The 2,417-nt window shown below is 54.7% G+C and carries 2 protein-coding genes; both read right to left on the bottom strand.

Annotated elements, in window-relative coordinates:
• On the bottom strand, nucleotides 1-679 hold a 679-nt coding region (locus FBQ85_29250; protein MDL1879218.1), incomplete at its 3' end, for a glycosyl transferase family 36.
• Between the two features lie 156 nt (nucleotides 680-835).
• A partial coding sequence (locus FBQ85_29245) for an STAS domain-containing protein (GenBank protein MDL1879217.1) occupies nucleotides 836-2,417 on the bottom strand: 1,582 nt, incomplete at its 5' end.

The raw sequence follows: 2,417 nt of genomic DNA, 5'->3' as shown, positions 1-2,417 counted from the left end.
CATCAAAAGCACTCGGCTTCACATTCACGGAGTGAAAAGCGACGTAGCCCCATTCCGTGTTCCAATGGCCGCGATCGGTCGGCACTTCCCACAAACGTTTCGTGGCGAAAAGTGCGTGCTGGTTCGCATCGTAGCTGGTTTCAATGAACGATTTGTGAAACTCGCGATGCCAATCCGGTGAATTGCCGAGACCCCATTCAAAAAAAGAAAAGAGACTCAGCTTCTTCGGCTTGCGTGTGCGGTTGCGCAACGTGACCTTCCAAATTTCGAGCGGTTCGTCATTGGGCACGAACAAAAGCAGCGTCGAATCCACACCGAAGTTCGATGATGAAATAATGCTGTAGCCGAGGCCGTGGCGGCATTCATAATGATCCGGCTCATGGCACACGGGCTTCCATCCGGCAGACCACACGTTGCCTTTTTCATCGCGGAGATAGAGATACTTGCCCCATTCATCTTTAATGAGATCCTGTTCCCAGCGCGTGAGGCGATTGAGCTGCGCGTGCGTGCGCCAACTGTAGCCGCTGCCGGTTTGCGAAACCGTGATGCCGTAATCGCCGTTGCTGATCACATTGATCCACGGCCGCGGCGTTCGCGGCGTAGTGATGACATACTCTTTGCCGTCTTTGGAAAAATAGCCGTACTTGGTTTTGAAGCTTTTCAAGGGTTCCTTCCTCATTCATAATCAATCAGGGAAAGCGAACTTGCGCATAAAGGTTTTCGATGTTATCAAGCTTGTTTATGCGCAAGCCCGACTTCGCCCGCGCTCATTCGAAACTGTCTTTGCGCAAGTTCGACTTCGCGCATTTCAATCTGTCGTACATACCGGCCTCGCTCAATCTTTTTCCAGATGTTTCTCCCGCGCCACTGTCGCCACAAAAGGCACGGGCCTGGGCACCTGCGGCAGCCCAAGAATCGTGCGCGCGCGATTCAACGCATCATCGATGTTGGCACACACGTTTTCCTCGCCGAGCTTTTCCAGCAGTCCCGCTTGCTTCATGGCAAAGAGCGGTTGCGCATGCACACCGGAAAGCACAATGACGTTGCCATGTTTCCTGGCGTTCTCAACTTCCACTTCCAGGGCTTGCAAGGCTGTAGCGTCAACCGCCAGGACGTTGCGAATACGCAAAATGAGCACACGGGGAAATTTTTCCAGCAAGCGCATCGTATCCTTGAACTGATCAATGGCGCCGAAAAACAAAGGGCCATGAATTTCAAAAACCTCGACGCCTTCTGGAACCTCCCGGCGCGAGATCGCGTTGGGATCATCTTCCAGCTCCTCGTCGTCGCTCTGCAGCTCTTTTGTGATGAGACTGGCTTGCGGCACGTTCGACATGCGATTCAAGAACAGAAAAGCCGCCAGCACAACGCCCACCTGAATCGCGACGGTCAAGTCGATCAAAACCGTGAGTAGAAACGTGGCGAACAAGACCACGATGTCGCTGCGCGGGCTGCGCATGAGCTTGACGAACATGTGCCATTCACTCATGTTGTAAGCCACGTAAATCAAAATCGCCGCGAGCACGGGCATGGGAATCAGAGCAGCATATTGCCCGAAGAACAACATGATAAGCAGCAACACCAGCGCATGCACGATGCCCGCCACCGGTGTGCGGCCGCCATTCTTGATATTGGTCGCCGTGCGCGCGATGGCGCCGGTCGCCGGAATTCCGCCAAAGAGTGGCGAAAAAATGTTACCGACACCTTGCGCGATCAATTCCATGTTCGAACGATGGCGTGTGCCCAACATGCCGTCTGCCACCACCGCGGAGAGCAGCGACTCGATGGCGGCCAACAAGGCAATGGTCACGGCAGGTGAAAATATTTCCGTAATGAGTTTCCAACTGAAGTTCGGAATCTGCGGCGCCGGCAGACTGTTCGGCACGCTGCCGAAACGGCTGCCGATGGTGTCCACGGGCACGTCAAAAAAATGCACGATCGCCGTCATCACGATGATGGCAACAAATGAACCGGGAATGCGGTGTGTGACACGCGGCCAAAGCACGATCACCGCGAGCGCCAGCACGCCAATGCCGAGCGCATGTGGACTAAAGGTGTGCATGTTTTCCAAATAAACCGCCCACTTCTCCACAACGTCCGCTGGCACATTTTCAATCTGCAAGCCGAGGAAGTCTCGCGTTTGCGAAGAAAAGATAATGAGTGCAATGCCGCTGGTAAAACCGACGGTCACCGGATAGGGTATGAACTTGAGCAACACTCCCATGCGCATGACCCCCATGATGATGAGAAAAATGCCGGCCAGCATGGTGGCTACCGCCAAACCTTCATAGCCGTGTTCATGCACGATTCCATAGATGATCACGATAAACGCGCCGGTCGGGCCGCTCACCTGCGCGCGGCTGCCCCCCAACGCGGCGATGAGGAATCCCGCAATGACGGCGGTATAAAGGCCCTGT

The organism is Cytophagia bacterium CHB2, assembly GCA_030263535.1.
Lineage (GTDB): Bacteria > Zhuqueibacterota > Zhuqueibacteria > Zhuqueibacterales > Zhuqueibacteraceae > Coneutiohabitans.
This window is presented reverse-complemented; position numbering and strand designations above follow the sequence as displayed.